Annotated in this window: 17 protein-coding genes; 10 read left to right on the top strand and 7 right to left on the bottom strand. The window is 63.2% G+C overall.

Annotation, left to right across the window (positions count from 1 at the left end):
• Positions 1-26: 26 nt before the first annotated feature.
• The 5 genes from NLY42_RS27395 (at position 27) to NLY42_RS31860 (ending at position 3,762) form a co-directional block, all read left to right on the top strand.
• Positions 27-956: a peptidylprolyl isomerase gene (locus NLY42_RS27395; RefSeq protein WP_023754728.1), complete on the top strand. Its 930-nt coding sequence runs from the start codon at positions 27-29 to the stop codon at positions 954-956.
• 12 nt (positions 957-968) lie between these two features.
• Positions 969-1,997, top strand: coding sequence for a 4-hydroxythreonine-4-phosphate dehydrogenase PdxA (gene pdxA, locus NLY42_RS27400; protein WP_031202010.1), 1,029 nt, complete (start codon positions 969-971; stop codon positions 1,995-1,997).
• Positions 1,998-2,020: 23 nt separating this feature from the next.
• Entirely contained in the window at positions 2,021-2,857 is an 837-nt protein-coding gene (gene rsmA / locus NLY42_RS27405; RefSeq protein WP_023754729.1) for a 16S rRNA (adenine(1518)-N(6)/adenine(1519)-N(6))-dimethyltransferase RsmA, read from the top strand.
• A 114-nt stretch (positions 2,858-2,971) separates the two neighbouring features.
• Positions 2,972-3,175 (top strand): hypothetical protein, encoded by a 204-nt coding sequence (locus tag NLY42_RS27410; RefSeq protein WP_023754730.1) that lies wholly within the window; start codon positions 2,972-2,974, stop codon positions 3,173-3,175.
• A gap of 236 nt (positions 3,176-3,411) precedes the next feature.
• Complete coding sequence (locus NLY42_RS31860) at positions 3,412-3,762, top strand: Fic/DOC family protein (protein WP_348524272.1); 351 nt, start codon at positions 3,412-3,414, stop codon at positions 3,760-3,762.
• Positions 3,763-3,847: 85 nt separating this feature from the next.
• Here NLY42_RS31860 and gmk read toward each other — a convergent pair whose 3' ends face one another.
• From gmk to fabD, 7 genes are all read right to left on the bottom strand, one after another.
• Positions 3,848-4,522, bottom strand: a complete 675-nt coding sequence (gene gmk / locus NLY42_RS27420; protein WP_023672729.1) for a guanylate kinase — start codon at positions 4,520-4,522, stop codon at positions 3,848-3,850.
• A gap of 6 nt (positions 4,523-4,528) precedes the next feature.
• Positions 4,529-5,419 carry a YicC/YloC family endoribonuclease gene (locus NLY42_RS27425; protein WP_023754731.1) on the bottom strand — a complete coding sequence of 297 codons (891 nt, stop codon included), beginning with the start codon at positions 5,417-5,419 and terminating at the stop codon, positions 4,529-4,531.
• A 262-nt stretch (positions 5,420-5,681) separates the two neighbouring features.
• Positions 5,682-6,938 carry an endolytic transglycosylase MltG gene (gene mltG, locus NLY42_RS27430; RefSeq protein ID WP_023754732.1) on the bottom strand — a complete coding sequence of 419 codons (1,257 nt, stop codon included), beginning with the start codon at positions 6,936-6,938 and terminating at the stop codon, positions 5,682-5,684.
• A gap of 202 nt (positions 6,939-7,140) precedes the next feature.
• Positions 7,141-8,403 (bottom strand): beta-ketoacyl-ACP synthase II, encoded by a 1,263-nt coding sequence (gene fabF, locus NLY42_RS27435; protein WP_023702951.1) that lies wholly within the window; start codon positions 8,401-8,403, stop codon positions 7,141-7,143.
• Between the two features lie 34 nt (positions 8,404-8,437).
• Positions 8,438-8,674 carry an acyl carrier protein gene (locus NLY42_RS27440; protein WP_006203723.1) on the bottom strand — a complete coding sequence of 79 codons (237 nt, stop codon included), beginning with the start codon at positions 8,672-8,674 and terminating at the stop codon, positions 8,438-8,440.
• A gap of 221 nt (positions 8,675-8,895) precedes the next feature.
• Positions 8,896-9,633, bottom strand: coding sequence for a 3-oxoacyl-[acyl-carrier-protein] reductase (gene fabG, locus NLY42_RS27445; protein WP_023685686.1), 738 nt, complete (start codon positions 9,631-9,633; stop codon positions 8,896-8,898).
• A 60-nt stretch (positions 9,634-9,693) separates the two neighbouring features.
• Complete coding sequence (fabD, locus tag NLY42_RS27450; RefSeq protein ID WP_023695599.1) at positions 9,694-10,641, bottom strand: ACP S-malonyltransferase; 948 nt, start codon at positions 10,639-10,641, stop codon at positions 9,694-9,696.
• A gap of 277 nt (positions 10,642-10,918) precedes the next feature.
• Here fabD and NLY42_RS27455 point away from each other — a divergent pair, with 277 nt between their 5' ends.
• The 5 genes from NLY42_RS27455 (at position 10,919) to NLY42_RS27475 (ending at position 16,299) form a co-directional block, all read left to right on the top strand.
• A complete protein-coding gene (locus tag NLY42_RS27455) occupies positions 10,919-12,847 on the top strand; it encodes an LTA synthase family protein (protein WP_023695600.1) in 1,929 nt (642 codons plus the stop codon).
• Between the two features lie 312 nt (positions 12,848-13,159).
• On the top strand, positions 13,160-13,660 hold the full coding sequence (gene rpsF, locus NLY42_RS27460) for a 30S ribosomal protein S6 (protein WP_023672722.1): 501 nt from the start codon (positions 13,160-13,162) through the stop codon (positions 13,658-13,660).
• Positions 13,660-13,908, top strand: a complete 249-nt coding sequence (gene rpsR, locus NLY42_RS27465) for a 30S ribosomal protein S18 (RefSeq protein ID WP_006203718.1) — start codon at positions 13,660-13,662, stop codon at positions 13,906-13,908. The genes rpsF and rpsR overlap by 1 nt, the downstream gene beginning before the upstream one ends.
• A gap of 267 nt (positions 13,909-14,175) precedes the next feature.
• Positions 14,176-14,763 (top strand): 50S ribosomal protein L9, encoded by a 588-nt coding sequence (gene rplI / locus NLY42_RS27470; RefSeq protein ID WP_023672721.1) that lies wholly within the window; start codon positions 14,176-14,178, stop codon positions 14,761-14,763.
• 186 nt (positions 14,764-14,949) lie between these two features.
• Entirely contained in the window at positions 14,950-16,299 is a 1,350-nt protein-coding gene (locus NLY42_RS27475; RefSeq protein ID WP_023672720.1) for a cyclopropane fatty acid synthase, read from the top strand.
• The last annotated feature ends 97 nt before the right edge of the window (positions 16,300-16,396 follow it).

Consider the following 16,396-nt stretch of genomic DNA (forward strand, 5'->3'; position numbering starts at 1 on the left):
TCGGCCAAAACCGGGCTAGAATTGGGATGCTTTCGATGAGGAAATACCTGTTTTCGGCAGGATTCGCGCTCCTGTTAGCGGCGACCTCGGTCTCTGTCACCACGATGGTACCGCCGGCCTTCGCCAGTGAAATCAAGTATGTCGTCAACAACATGCCGATCACCACCGGCGACATCGCGCACCGGGCTGCCTTCCTGAAACTGCAGCGCAAGAAGGGTGACGCGGGTCAGGAAATGATCGACCAGACGCTGCGTATGGCGGAGGCCAGGCGTCTCGGCATCCGCATCTCCGACGCCCAGGTAGAGGCTGCCTATCAGCGCTTTGCCTCGAGCAACAAGATGCAGCTCAAGCAGCTCGACGGTGTCATGGCGCAGTCCGGCGTGACCAAGGAGCATTTCAAGGAATTCATCCGCTCCCAGATGGCGTGGAACCAGGCGCTGAGCGCACGCTACAGCGGCGGCGGCGGGGAGGTGAGCGAACAGGATCTGGTCAAGCGCATGCTCGAAAAAGGCGGCGCCAAGCCAAGCGCCACCGAGTACATGCTGCAGCAGGTGATCTTCGTGGTGCCGAAGGCCGAGCGCAGTGCCACACTCGCCAAACGCAAGCGCGAGGCTGAAGCCATGCGCGCCCGCTTCAATGGCTGCAACACCACGCGTGAATTCGCCAAGGGCCTGATCGACGTCACCGTTCGCGACCTCCCCCGATTGCTGGCGCCGCAACTGCCGCCGGACTGGGCCGAGCAGATCAAGGCCACCAAGCTGGGCGGCGCCACGGCCGTGCGCGAGACCGATCGCGGCATCGAATTCATCGGCATCTGCTCGTCGCGCGAGGTTTCCGACGACAAGGCGGCCCAGATGGTGTTCCAGAGCGAAGGCAGCGGCGACAAGAACGCCGACGAGCTCTCGGCCAAATATGTCGAAGAGCTGAAGGCGAAAGCCAAGATCGTTACGCGCTGAACCGGCCCAGCCGTGCATGAGACAGAGCTTCCGCTGGCGCTGAGCGTCGGCGATCCATCCGGCGTCGGTCCGGAAATCGCCATTGCCGCGTGGCAGAGCGCCCGCGGTTCCGGTGCCGCGCCCTTCTATCTTCTCGCCGATCCGGCGCTGATTGCCGCGCGGGCGCGCCGGCTCGGCGCGGCGGTGGCAATCGCCGAGACGGTGCCGGCCCAAGCAGCTGGTGTCTTTCAACACGCCTTGCCCGTGGTGCCGCTGGCGGCCCACTTCACCGACGATCCCGGCCGGCCCGACCCGGCCAATGCCGCCGGTATCATCGAGGCCATCGATCGCGCCGTCGCCGACTGCCTTGCCGGTCACGCGGCCGCGGTCGTCACCTGCCCGATCGCCAAGAAGCCGCTTTACGATGCCGGCTTCGGCTTTCCCGGTCACACCGAATATCTGGCGCATCTGGCCTCGCTCCACACCGGCGGCACGGTGACGCCGGTGATGCTGCTCGCCGGCCCCGAATTGCGCACCGTTCCGGTCACCATCCACATCGCGCTGGCCGAGGTGCCGAAGACGCTGACGACGGAGCTGATCGTTGCCATCGCGCGCATCACCGCTGGCGATCTTGCACGCCGTTTCGGCATCGCCAGGCCGAGGCTCGCGCTTGCCGGCCTCAATCCGCATGCCGGCGAAAGCGGCGCCATGGGGACAGAGGACGAGCGCATCATTCGTCCTGCGGTCGACATGTTGCGGGCGCAAGGCATCGATGCCTTCGGGCCGCTGCCGGCCGATACGATGTTTCATGCGCGCGCCCGCGCCGGCTACGACGTGGCGGTCTGCATGTATCATGACCAGGCGTTGATCCCGGCCAAGGCGCTGGCCTTCGACGAGGCCGTCAACGTCACGCTTGGCCTGCCGTTCATCCGCACCTCGCCCGATCACGGCACAGCCTTCGACATCGCCGGCAAGGGCATCGCACGTCCCGACAGCCTGATCGCGGCGCTGAAGCTGGCCCGCCGGCTGGCCGATACCGGCGCAAAGCCCGCAGCTGCATGAGCCCAAAATCATGAGCCAAATTCATGAGCATTGACGGGCTGCCGCCGCTGCGCGAGGTGATCGAGCGCCATGGACTGCAGGCAAAGAAGGCGCTTGGCCAGAATTTCCTGCTCGACCTCAATTTGACCGGCAAGATCGCGCGGGTCGCCGGCGACCTCACCGACAGCACGGTGATCGAGGTCGGCCCCGGCCCCGGCGGGCTGACCAGGGCGCTGCTCGCTGCCGGTGCCCGCCGCGTCGCCGCCATCGAGCGCGACGAACGCTGCCTTGCGGCCTTGGCCGAGGTCTCCAACCACTATCCGGGCCGGCTCGAGGTGATCAGCGGCGATGCGCTGAAGACGGATTTTGCCGCTCTTGCCAAGACCGCGTCACAAGACGGCCCGGTGAGGATTGCCGCCAACCTGCCCTACAATATCGGCACCGAGCTGTTGATCCGTTGGCTGACCGTGGCGGACTGGCCACCCTTCTATCAATCGATGACGCTGATGTTCCAGCGCGAGGTGGCCGAGCGCATTGTCGCCGGTGCCGGCAGCGATGCTTATGGCCGGCTCGGCGTGCTGGCGGGCTGGCGGACCGAGGCGAGGATCGCCTTCGACGTGCCGCCGCAAGCGTTCACGCCGCCACCCAAGGTAACGTCCTCGGTGGTGCATCTGGTGCCGCGCGCCAGCCCTTTGTCAACCGACGTGAAAAAACTCGGTCGCGTCACCGAAGCCGCTTTCGGCCAGCGCCGGAAAATGCTGCGGCAGAGCGTGAAGAGCCTGGGTGGCGAGGCACTGCTGACGCGCGCCGGCATCGATCCGACCCGGCGTGCGGAGACGCTCAGCGTCGAGGAATTCGTGCGGCTGACAAACGCGGTTTGACCGGCGGCGCTAGTCGGCCGTGGACCCAAATCGCATCCTGTGTGACAGCGACGACAAGCAGCATATAGCGGCATGCAGTTGCCGGTGAGTCGCCGAGCGTGATATTGTCGTCATATGAAAAAGAGTACCTCAAGCCTCCGCCCGACCCAAAATGGCCAGTTTGTCCTGACCAGCGGCAGGGGCGAAAAAATCAGCGCGATTGAAGGCTTGAAGCTATCGCAACGTATGGGCTTCATTCTGAAGGAAAGCCGTGAGCGCGGCCTGAGCGGGGATGAGCGCAGGGCGCTTATCAAGGACCAAGTAACCCGCAAGAAGTAGGATCGGCAGGTGGTCTATGCCGCTGAACATGATCCGCTGTGCTACCCAGGCACGACCGTTCTCCGCAACAGGCTGAATATCAAAGACCAGGCCCAACTCGATGAATTCGAGTTGGCACTTTTCCTGACCAGGGCCGACGAACATATCCCCGCAGGCCGTCTGGATTTCGAGCACTACAAGGCGTCGATCATCACCTGTTCCAGGACGTTTATGAATGGGCGGGAGAGGTTCGCGCCATCCCCATCGGCAAGGGGGGCAACTGGTTCTGCTATCCTGAGTATATCAACCAGGAAATGCATAGAATTTTCGGCGAACTCGCCGACGGTGATTATCTCTGCGAACTCGACCTCGACGCCTTCGCCGTTCGGGCCGCGCATGTTTTGGCCGAAATCAATGCCGTCCACCCGTTTCGCGAAGGCAACGGCCGCACGCAGCTTACCTTTCTGGCAATGCTGATGGAGAATGCAGGATTCCCATTCAATGCCGATATGCTCGGTCGCGAAAACGTCCTGAATGCGATGATTGAGAGCTTTGCCGGCGAGGAAACCCCATTGGCAGAACTCATAAAAGATATCGCCAGCCAGTAACAGATGTCCACAGCGTCATATTGCCAGATCGTTTGCCAAAGACGCCCTTCATGGGGACAGCCGGCCATCGGGGAACGACAGCTGCCTATTCCGTCTTCTCGTCCAGCAACCCCGAGACGAAATCGAACAGCCCGGGCCGGCGGTCGCGCCGCAGCCTTTCCGCCGTCACGATGCCACGCACTTCGGCGAAGGCGCGGTCGAGATCGTCGTTGACGATGACAAAGTCATATTCCTTCCAGTGCTCGATCTCGTTGCGGGCGTTCTTCAGCCTGGTCTCGATCACGTGCTCCTGGTCCTCGGCGCGGCGCTTGAGGCGCGACTTCAATTCCTTCATCGACGGCGGCAGGATGAAGATCGAGACGATGTCGGCGCGCATCTTCTCCTTGAGCTGCTGGGCGCCTTGCCAGTCGATGTCGAAGAGCATGTCACGGCCCTGCGCCAGCGCCAGTTCGGCCGGCTCGCGCGGCGTCGCGTAGCAATTGCCGTGCACCTCGGCCCATTCGAGCAACGCGTCGGAATCGCGCAGCCGCTCGAACTCGCGCGTGGTGCGGAAGTGATAGTGGACGCCCTCGATCTCCGAGCCGCGGCGTGGCCTGGTGGTGACCGAGACCGATAATTCCAGGCTGCCGTCGCTTTCCAGCAGGTTGCGCGCGATCGTCGACTTGCCGGCGCCCGACGGCGACGACAGGACCAGCATCAGCCCGCGGCGGCGAATGCGGGATCCGAGATCCCTGGCAACCATCGGCTCCTTGCCACCCATTCGGGTTTACTCCAGATTCTGGACCTGTTCGCGAAACTGGTCGACCACCGCCTTCAGTTCCAGCCCGATGGCGGTGACAGTGGCGGTGTTCGACTTGGAACACAGCGTATTCGATTCGCGGTTGAATTCCTGCGCCAGAAAATCGAGCTTGCGGCCGATGGCGCCGCCATTTGCCAGCAGCGCTCTGCCCGACGCCACATGCGTCTTCAGCCGGTCGATCTCTTCACGGATATCGGCCTTGGTAGCCAGGAACGCCGCTTCCATGTGCAGCCGGCCGGCATCGAGATTGGCCGACGCATCCATCAGCAGCCGCACCTGTTCGGCGATCCGCTCGCGGATTGCCGCCGGCTCGCGCGACGGGTCGGCCTCGGCTTGAAGCGTCAACGCCTCGATGGCGTCGATATGGCCGGAAAGCAGCGAACGCAGCGCTTCGCCCTCGCTCTGGCGTGCCTGCTCGAGGCCTGTAAGCGCCGTTTCCAGCGCCGACAGGATTGACGCGTCGAGTGCTGCCCGCACCTCCTCGGTTTCGCTGGTTTCAGGGATATCGAGCACGCCGCGCAGGGAAAGCAGACCGTCGGCAGTTGCCGGACCAACACCGAACTGGTCCTGCAGCCGCTTGGCCAAGCCCGCCAGATCCCTGAGGAAGGCTTCGTTGACCACTGGCTGCGCCTGCTGGCCGGCGGCGCGGCCGACGGTCAGCGTCGCCTGGAAATTGCCACGCGAAAAGCGCTTCTGCAGCGTCTGCCGCACAGTCGGTTCGAGCCGCTCGAAACCTTGCGGCAGCCGCAACCTGACCTCGACGCTCTTGCCGTTGACCGACTTGACCTCCCAGGCGATCGAGGCGCCGTCATGTTCGGCAACAGTGCGTGCAAATCCGGTCATGCTCTGCAAATTCATGATGCGGCTCGTGTCTCCCTGATGGTCCGATTCTAACAATTGCGCATGCGTTCGATATCACGGGCAGCGCGAATGTCAGAATCGCAATACCGGCAAGATGTTGATTTCCGCTGTCGTTTCGATCTCGCAGGGCTGAAATCGAGATTCAGAGGCACCCGAGCAAGACCGAAAACGCTTCGAACCCCGCTACTCGTTCAAAGCAGCAGCGCGTCCGCCTCTGTCCGCATCGCTTAAGGTCGATCCGTCTGAAAGCGCCGGCCTGCTACTGGGCGGCACCCGTATCGCCGGCATCACCGCTGTCACCGGCGGCATCGCCACTTGCGTCACCGTTGTCGTCGCCATCCGCCGGCGCATCGGTCTGGCCCGGAGTCTTGGCGCCCTTGGCGGCGTCTTCAGCCTGCTTCTTCTGCAGTGCCCGGTAGCGGGCAACGTTGTCATTGTGCTCGGCAAGCGTGGTGGCAAAGACGTGGCCGCCGGTGCCGTCGGCGACGAAATAGAGATCATCGGTCTTCGACGGGTTGGCGACGGCTTCGAGCGCGGCGCGGCCGGGATTGGCGATCGGCGTCGGCGGCAGGCCATTGATAAGATAGGTGTTGTAAGGCGTCTGTTTCTGGATGTCAGATTGATAAATCGGCCGGTCGGCGGGTTTGCCCTTGCCGCCGAACAGGCCGTAAATGATGGTCGGATCGGATTGCAGCCGCATGCCCTTGGCCAGACGGTTGAGGAAGACGGCGGCAACGCGCGAGCGCTCGTCGCCCCGGCCGGTTTCCTTTTCGACGATCGAGGCCAAGGTGACGAAGTCGTCGACATTGGCCAGAGGCAGGTCGGGCGCGCGCCGCTGCCAGACCTCGTCGACCAGCTTCTTCTGGTCGGCGAGCAGCTTGTCGACCATCTGTTGGCGCGTGGCGCCGCGGGTAAAGCGCAGCGTGTCGGTGGCGAGGCTGCCCTCAGCCGGCTTGGCGGCCGGCATGTCGCCGGTCAGCGCATCCTGCTCGGCGATGCGCTGCAGCGCCTGCTCGACCGTCAGGCCCTCGGGAATGGTCAGCGAGTACATCACCGACTTGCCGCTCTTCAGAAGCTCCATGATGTCGCGCATGGAGGCGCGCGGCTTTATCTCGTATTCGCCTGCCTTCAGCGCTGAATCATTGCCATAGACCCGCACGGCGATGCGGAAGATGCGGGCATCGCTGATCAGCCCACGCCGTTCGAGCTGGTCGGCAATATCCTGGACGCCGGTGCTCGGCTTGACCAGGAAGGTGTCGCCGGCCACCGACGGGCCCGGTTCGTTGAATGCCTGCTTGCCGAAATAGAGCGAAACGCCGGCGGCGAGGATCATCAACATCACCGCGGAGATGACGAAGTTCATGAACACGACGACTTGGCTGCGCGAGGCGCGCGAGCGCTTTGGTGGTGGTGTGCCGGCTTCCGGGCGCAAAGCTTCGGCCGCGGTCTTCGGCACGATCGGGCCGGTCTGCTGGTTTTGTCCGAATTGTCCGCTGCCGCCCGGATTGGTGTTCATTAGCGCCCTACCATCTGATCTCTTAGAGCGACCATGCGCCCGATTGGACTCACAGCGTGCCCTAACATTTCAAGCCTACGCATCGTGCTTTTAAAAAAAGCGCCTTCGGTTTCAGGCCGATGCGACGAATCCCCAGCGGCAGAGTAGGCTTGAATATGGCAAAATTGACGACAGACCGCTGGCGCGCCGGTCGATACCGCAATCAGCCTGTATAACGCTGGAATACCAGCGAAGCGTTGGTGCCGCCGAAGCCGAAGGAGTTGGACAGCGCCACGTCGACCTGGCGATGCCGTGGCGTGTTCGGAACAAGATCGATCGCGGTTTCGCGTTCCGGGTTGTCAAGATTGATGGTGGCTGGCGCGATGTTGTCTCTGATAGCGAGGATCGAAAAGATCGCCTCGGCGGCACCCGCCGCACCCAGGAGATGGCCGATCGACGACTTGGTCGACGACATCGAGATTTTCGAGGCGGCGTTGCCGACCAGCCGCTCGACGGCGCCGAGTTCGATCGTGTCGGCCATGGTCGAGGTGCCGTGCGCGTTGATGTAGTCGACGTCGGCGGGCGTCAGCTTGGCCCGGTTCAGCGCCGCCGTCATGCATCGGAAGGCGCCGTCGCCGTCTTCGGCCGGTGCAGTGATGTGATAGGCATCGCCGGTCAGGCCGTAGCCGGTGACCTCGGCATAGATCTTGGCGCCGCGCGCCTTGGCGTGTTCGAGTTCTTCCAGCACGACGACCCCGGCGCCCTCGCCCATGACGAAGCCGTCACGGTCGCGGTCATAGGGACGCGAGGCCTTCTCAGGCGTGTCATTGCGGTCGGTGGACAGTGCCCGGCAAGCAGCGAAGCCGGCAAGCGATAGTCTGGTCACCGGCGATTCCGCGCCGCCGGCCAGCATCACGTCGGCATCGCCGAAGATGATCAGCCGGGCGGCATCGCCAATGGCGTGCGCGCCGGTCGAGCAGGCGGTGACGACGGCGTGGTTGGGGCCTTTCAGCCCATGCCGGATCGATACCTGGCCAGATACCAGGTTGATAATGTTGCCGGGAATGAAGAATGGACTGATACGGCGCGGTCCGCGCTCTTTCAGGATGATAGCGTTCTCGGCGATGCCCTCGAGGCCGCCAATGCCGGAGCCGATCATGACGCCGGTGGCGCAGCGCTCGGCTTCGGTGCTGGGCTCCCAGCCGGAATCCTTCAGCGCTTCGTCGGCGGCCGCAATCCCGTAAAGGATGAAGTCGCCGATCTTGCGCAGTTCCTTGGGCTCGAGCACGGCTTCGGGATTGAGCGTGCCGTTGGTGCCGTCACCGCGCGGAATGACGTGGGCGATCTTGCAGGCAAGATCTCCCACTTCGAACTCGGTGACGCGCTTGGCGGCGCTGCGGCCGGTCAGAAGTTCCTTCCAGCTGTGCTCGAAGCCCATGCCGAACGGCGAAACCAGGCCAAGGCCCGTGACGACGACACGCCTCATCGCAGGTCCTCCCCGGTGATGACTGCGGATAGTGTCAGGCTGAAGCCTTGTCGATGTACTTCACGGCATCGCCGACGGTCAGGATGGTCTCGGCCGCATCGTCCGGAATCTCGACGCCGAACTCTTCTTCGAAGGCCATGACGAGTTCGACCGTGTCGAGGCTGTCCGCGCCCAGATCATCGATGAAGCTCGCCTGCTCCGTCACCTTGTCGGCATCGACGCCAAGATGTTCGATGACGATCTTCTTGACGCGCTCTGCGGTGTCACTCATTTGGGGCATCCTCGTCTTTTGTTTGTCTGTCTTCGTTAGCGGGCAGAATGCCGCTAATCAAGCTGAAAGATGGTCCTGCCGGAAACGCAACGATGCCGGACCGGTTTTTGCCCGAACCGCCGGGTTGCGGGCCGCATTACACGAAAAATGGCTGAGGTCCAAGGCGAAATGGTCTCTTTTCACAAGCCGGCCATGTCTTCTTATCACCCGGCAATATCCTGTCAGATCATGGCCATGCCACCGTTGACATGGATGGTCTGGCCGGTGACGTAGGCTGCCTCGTTGGAGGCGAGATAGGCGACGGCCGACGCCACTTCAACACTCGTGCCCATGCGGCGCGTCGGGATCGCGGCCATTATCGCGTCTTTCTGCTTGTCGTTGAGCTTGTCGGTCATGGCCGATTCGATAAAGCCCGGGGCGACGCAGTTGACGGTGATGTTGCGGGTGGCGATCTCCTGCGCCAGCGACTTGGAAAAGCCGATCATGCCGGCCTTGGAGGCGCAATAATTGGTCTGGCCAGGATTGCCGGTGACGCCGACCACCGAGGTGATGTTGATGATGCGGCCATGGCGGCGGCGCATCATCGGATGGGTCAGCTCGCGGGTCAGCCGGAACACGGCGGTGAGGTTCACCTCCAGCACGCTGTCCCAATCCGCGTCCGCCATGCGCACGAACAGGCCGTCCTTGGTGATGCCGGCATTGTTGACCAGTATGTCGACGCCTTCGAGTTCGGCTTCGGCCTTCTGGCCAAGCGCCTTGACCTCGTCACGGTCGGCAAGATTGGCCGGGAACAGCTTTACCCGGTCGCCGAGTTCGCCGGCCAGGGTCTCCAGTTTCTCGATGCGGGTGCCGTGCAGGCCGACAATGGCGCCTTGCGCATGCAGCACCCGGGCAATCGCCTCGCCAATGCCGCCCGATGCGCCGGTGACGAGCGCCTTGCGGCCGGTCAGTTCGAACATTTTCGTCTCCTGATCTTAAGAGAACACCCTTCCCACGGGAGGGGTTGAATCGCCAGTGGATTATGCAAGCGCGGCCAGCGCCGCCTCGACTTCGGCCGGCGTGCCGACGGCCGATGTGGCGATGTCGCGGTTGATCCGCCGCGCCAGGCCGGAAAGCACCTTGCCGGCGCCGATCTCATAGAGCGTGGCGACGCCATTGGCGCCGAACCACTCCACCGTTTCGCGCCAGCGCACGCGCCCGGTGATCTGCTCGACCAGGCGGCGCGCGATCTCGTCGGGGTCGCTGGTCGGGGCTACAGTGACGTTGGAGACGACGGGCACGACCGGTGCATTCTTGGTCACGCCGGCCAGCGCCTCGCGCATGACATCGGCCGCCGGCGCCATCAGCGCCGAATGGAAGGGTGCGGAGACCTGCAGCATCAGCGCCCGCTTGGCGCCCTTTTCGGTGCACAGTTTCGCGGCGAGTTCCACCGCCGCCCTGGCGCCGGAGATCACCAGCTGGCCGCCGCCATTGTCGTTGGCGATCTGGCAGACCTTGCCGGATCCCGTTGCGGCCTCGGTGCAAGCGGCTTCGACGTCGGGCTGTTCCAGTCCGATGATCGCCGCCATGGCGCCCTCGCCGGCCGGCACCGCCGCCTGCATGGCGTTGCCGCGGATGCGCAGCAGCCGGGCAGCATCGGCGACCGAAACGAAACCGGCCGCGGCAAGGGCGGAATATTCGCCGAGCGAATGACCGGCAACGTAGGCAACCTTGTCCTTCAGCGAAAAGCCGCGCGCTTCCAGCGAGCGGATTCCCGCCAGCGAGACCGCCATCAGCGCCGGCTGGGCATTGGCAGTCAGGGTCAGCGCCTCTTCCGGGCCTTCCCAGATCAGTTTCGACAGCTTTTCGCCCAGCGCATCATCGACTTCCTCGAACACCCTGCGTGCCTCGGGGAAGGCGTCGGCGAGGTCCTTGCCCATGCCGACAGCCTGGCTGCCCTGTCCCGGAAAGGTGAATGCGACGGCCATTTGGGCGCTCTCCAGCGGCTGATTTTTACTGCCTGTGACGCAAGGCGGACCGCCAAGTCAAGCCCGGAGGGGGTATTTCGGCTCTCGCTTGAACCGGAGCTGACCCCGAGTCCCTGTTCCCAAAGGCTTTTTGCCGATCACACCTGATGAAAACCGCTCACGAATCGTTTGCTGGCTCTTCTTATTTTCGCCACAGGCGCTAGCTTTTGCATGACAGTTCTATGACAGAACGGTGGCGCGAGTGGAAATACGCGTTGCTTGGGCCGGGGGAAGAGACGTGGCTAGGATCAGGAAGGGCGCGGCCGTACCCGCGCCACAGTTCTTGGAAGACGATCCGTCCACCGGCTACCTGCCGGGGCGCAGATGGCCGGTCATCCGCTACGGTCTGGTCACGCTGCTTGCCTCCGCCATCCTGGTGTTCGCCATCGAATGGATCGTGCGCGGCGACTTCTTCGGCACGGTCGACTTCTTCCTGCAGCCATTCAAGCCGGGCTGGACCACCATCATTGTCTTTGCATTGGTGCTGATGGGACTGGACGCCGTGCTTGGCCGCAGTCACCAGAGCCTGATGATCGTGGCGCCGCTGACGCTGGCGCTGGCCTTTGTCGGGCATCAGAAGTCGCATTATCTCGGCGATCCGCTCTACCCAACCGATTTTCTTTATTCGCGCCAGATCATGGCACTGATGCCGCTCCTGGTGCGCGAACGGCCTTGGACGGCGCTCGCCATGGCGGTCGGCATCGTCGCCGGCCTGTCGCTGCTGATCTATGGCTGGCGGTTGTGGCGCCGCAAGGTTCCGATCCTCAGCCGCAAAGGGCGGCTGGCGCGGCTGACGCTGGCAGTGCCGCTGCTCGCCTTCTTCGTCTCAATCATGGACTACGCCACCTTCTCGTGGACCCGCGACCGGCTGCAGATCATCCCGATCATGTGGGACCAGAAGGAGAACTACGCCTCCAACGGGTTTGCGCTGGCCTTCGCGCTCAACGTGCCGATGGCGCATGTCTCGGCGCCGGCGGGCTATTCCGACAAGGCGATCGACGCGATCGACAGGCCTGCTGTGGCGGCCTCGGTACCGGATGAGAAACCCGACATCATCGTGGTGATGAGCGAATCTTTCTGGGATCCGACCAAGCTGCCCGGCGTCACAATCACGCCTGACCCGATCCCCAATGTGCGGGCGCTGCGTTCCGGCTATATGTTTTCGCCGGAATTCGGCGGCATGACCGCCAACATCGAATTCGAGGCGCTGACCGGCTTTTCCAATGCCTTCCTGCCGGCGGGCTCGATCCCCTACCAGCAATATGTGCGCACACCGACGCCGTCGCTGGCGACCTTCCTGAAAAGCGAGGGATACCGGGCGCGCGCCATCCATCCGGGCACCAACTGGTTCTGGAACAGGGGCGCCGTCTATGCCGATTTCGGCTTCAACGATTTCCGCTCGGAAGAGACGCTGCCGCCACTGGAAAAGCGCGGGCCGCTGGCTTCCGATGCGTCGATGACCGACGAGATCATCGCAGAGGCCGACGCCAGCGAGCGGCCGGTGTTCTTCTTCGCCGTCAGCCTGCAGAACCACGGTCCCTACGAGCCGTACCGCTATTACAATCCGACCCACAAGGTCGCGGCACCGATCAGCACATGGGCGCGGGAATCGCTGCTCAGCTACGCCGAAGGCTCCGCCGATGCCGACCGTGGCCTCGAACGATTGATCGAATGGGCGAAGAAGCGCGAGCGGCCGACGGTCATCGCCTTCTTCGGCGACCATCTGCCGCCGCTCGGCCCCGTCTATGTCGAAACCGGTTACCTGAAGGACAATGTCGCGCCGCGCAAGGAACCGACGCCGGAGGCGGCACTGGAGCATCATCAGACGCCGCTGGTCATCTGGTCTAACCGCACCGGTCCGGCGCAGGATATGGGCGCGGTGAGCCCGGCCTTCCTGCCCTACCACATCCTGACAACGGCCGGGATCACGCACCCCTACTACACCGGCTTCCTGGGCGCGCTGCGCGAACGCTATCGCGTCGTCGACCGCAATCTGCTTTTGACACCGTCAGGTGAGGCCACGCCGGACTGGGCGCGGCAGAAGGACGTTGATCCGGCGATCAACGACTTCCGCCTGCTGCAATACGACATGATGTTCGGCAAGCGTAAGGCGGCTCCGGACTTCTTCCCCGAAACGATCAACGGTGGTACCCCGCATACGAGTTGATGCCTGGTATTTTTCCAACCCTGCGACGCCAGGACGCTGTCCGGAGCATGCGTTACCCTTGCCTTCCAGCCAATTTGCTTTATAGACGCCCGCAATCTGCCGGTCCTTGCTGGGGGCTGAACGGAGGGCCGGAGGTTTTACCCAAAACCTTCGTGTGAAGCCAGAAGCGCTTCCGCCTCCCGTGTCTCCGCTCTCGACCGTCTCGAAATGCTCCTTTCTTCCCCGCCCCCTCGGGATCAGCGGGTCAGAGAAGTTGCAGAGGCTTTTGCCGCGAGGATCCGGGAGAGAAACGAAGAAAGGCACTGAACCACTATGGCTCTATACGAACATGTGTTCCTTGCCCGGCAGGACCTCTCGCAGCAGCAGGTCGATGCGCTTGTCGAACAGTACAAGGGCGTCATCTCCGCAAATGGCGGGTCCGTCGGCCGGGTCGAGAACTGGGGACTGAAGTCCCTCACCTACCGGGTCAACAAGAACCGGAAGGCTTACTACACGCTTATGGACCTCAACTGCCCGCCGGCAGCGCTCAACGAGATGGAGCGCCAGATGGGCCTGTCCGAGGACGTGCTGCGTTTCCTGACCGTCAAGGTCGAGGCGCATGAGGAAGGCCCGTCGGCCATGATGCAGAAGCGCGAAGAGCGCTCGGAACGCGGCGGCTTCGGCGACCGCGACCGTGGCGATCGTGGTCCGCGCTCGTTCGGCGACCGTGATCGCGGCGACCGTGGCGATCGTCCGCCGCGCTCATTTGGCGATGCCGGTGGCGATCGTGGTCCGCGCCGTCCGCGCGAAGGCGTTGAAGGAGGTGCAGAATAATGGTCGACATCAATCAGATCCCGACCCGGCGCCCGTTCCATCGCCGCCGCAAGACCTGCCCGTTCTCTGGCGCCAATGCGCCCAAGATCGACTACAAGGACGTGCGTCTTCTGCAGCGCTACATTTCCGAGCGCGGCAAGATCGTGCCGTCGCGCATCACCGCCGTCAGCCAGAAGAAGCAGCGCGAACTCGCCAAGGCGATCAAGCGCGCCCGCTTCCTCGGCCTGCTGCCCTACGTGGTTCGCTAAGATCTCCGAAGCAGGCGGTTCGCCGCCTGCTTCCTTCTCCCACGGCGACGGGCGCCGCAGGGGTAATTTGATGATGCATGTCGTTGTCCCAAAACCGGGCCCACTCTTGGCGACGTGCATTGAAATCCCGAGTTGAGGTGAAAAGCCTCTAACTGCCGCGACAGGCAGGACAGCGACACCGGCGCCAAGGCGCTCAGAGCTTCCTGACCTGTTCCATTCAATTCGGCGCCGATCCCGCGGTCGGTGCCCAGACGAAGGAACAAGACCATGCAAGTGATTCTTCTCGAACGCGTTTCCCGCCTCGGCCAGATGGGCGATACCGTCAAGGTCAAGGACGGCTTTGCCCGCAACTTCCTCTTGCCGCAGGGCAAGGCGCTGCGCGCCAACGAAGCCAACAAGAAGAAGTTCGAAGGGCAGCGCGCGCAGCTCGAAGCGCGCAACCTCGAGCGCAAGTCGGAAGCCAGCCAGGTTGCCGAAAAGCTCGACGGCAAGAGCTTCATCGCCGTGCGTTCCGCAGGCGAGACCGGCCAGCTCTACGGTTCGGTGTCGACCCGCGACATCGCCGACCTGCTGACCGCCGAAGGGTTCTCGGTCAACCGCAACCAGATCCAGCTCAACCAGCCGATCAAGACCATCGGCGTCACCAATGTGGCGATTGCGCTGCATCCGGAAGTCGAGGTCACCATCAGCCTCAACATCGCCCGCACGGCCGACGAAGCCGAGCGCCAGGCCAAGGGCGAGACGCTGACCACCGCCGAAGCCATCTATGGCGATGACATCAACGACAACGCACGGCCGGAGAACTTCTTCGACCCGAACACCGAGTTCGAAGGCGGCGAAGAAGACAACGCCTGATCCCGCACGGGGCCTGATCGGGAAGCGAGGGGAGCAGCGCTCCAATCACTTCCTCGTCATCCAGCCTTTCTGGACCAATGCCCGGGCCTCTCGCCCGGGCATTTTTGTGCCAAATGGAACTTTTCGAACCCCTATATATTGTTGCAGAATTGGTCCGCCAGTCTGACCGTGAGGGGACATTTGGTGATGAATATTCTGTTGAAGCGCGTTCTCGACCGCCTGGTGCGTACGGGCAATCTGAAAGTCACCGGGCCGAAGGGCTCGACAGTGGTTTTCGGCGACGGCAGCGGCGAGCCGGTGCATATGCACATCAAGACCGCGCATGCCGAGCGCGCCATTACCTTCGATCCGATGCTGGCCGTGCCGGAAGCCTATATGGACGGCGAACTCGACATCATCGAGGGCGGCGTACTGGGTATGATGCGCATCGCCTTCCAGAACATGGGCAGCGGCGGTATCGACGCCACCTGGTCGAAGGCCATCGAGGGTCTGCGCCACGCCTTTCGCCGCCTGCAGCAGATCAACACCGCATCACGGGCGCGCCGCAACGTGCAGCGCCACTATGATTTGTCGGGTGACCTCTACCGGCTCTTCCTCGACGACGACATGCAGTATTCCTGCGCCTATTTCGAACAGCCGGACATGACGCTCGACGAGGCGCAGATGGCCAAGAAACGCCATATCGCCGCCAAGCTCAGGCTGAAGGCCGGCCAGACCGTGCTCGATATTGGCTCCGGCTGGGGTGGGCTCGGCCTCTATCTCGCCAAGGCTTTCGATGTCGACGTCCAAGGCGTGACGCTGTCGACCGAGCAGCACGGCGTCGCCACCGACCGGGCGCATGCGCAAGGCTTGCAGGACCGCGTGCATTTCGACCTCAAGGACTACCGCGAACTCAACGAACGCTTCGACCGCATCGTCTCGGTCGGCATGTTCGAGCATGTCGGCGTCAACCACTTCCGCACCTTCTTCGACAAGTCGGCGACGCTGTTGAAGCCCGACGGCGTCATGCTCTTGCACACGATCGGCCGCTCCGGCGTGCCGTGGGCGACCAGCGCCTTTATCCGCAAGTACATTTTTCCGGGCGGCTACATTCCCTCGCTGTCGGAGGTGATGCCGGCGATCGAGAAGTCGGGGCTTGTGGTCACCGACATCGAGATTCTGCGGCTGCACTATGCCGATACGCTGAAGCATTGGGGCCAGCGCTTTGCCGCCAACCGGGACAAGGCCAAGGCCATCTACGACGAGCGCTTCTGCAGGATGTGGGAGTTCTATCTGGCGGCTTCGGAAGCCGCCTTCCGCTGGCAGGATCTGGTGATCTTCCAGATCCAGATCGCCAAGAAGAACGACACGCTGCCGATGACGCGCGACTACATGGCCAAATGTGAAAAGGCGCTCGAAATGCGCGAAATGGGGCATCGTCAGGAGGCGGCGGCCGCCGAGCCTGCTGTCGCCAGGTCCGTGCCTGCCAGGTCCGTTGCTGTCAGGTCCGTTGCGGCCAAGCCAGCGCGCCGTCGCAAGGTGGCGGATCGCGAATAACGCCTCGATTGCGTATTGCCGCTTGCCATCGACGGCTCTGACACTGAAAAAGGTCTCGTTCTCGCGAGACCTTTTTTAATGATCTGCCTGCCCACCA

This window comes from Mesorhizobium sp. C372A (assembly GCF_030323245.1).
In the GTDB taxonomy this organism is placed as follows: Bacteria; Pseudomonadota; Alphaproteobacteria; order Rhizobiales; family Rhizobiaceae; genus Mesorhizobium.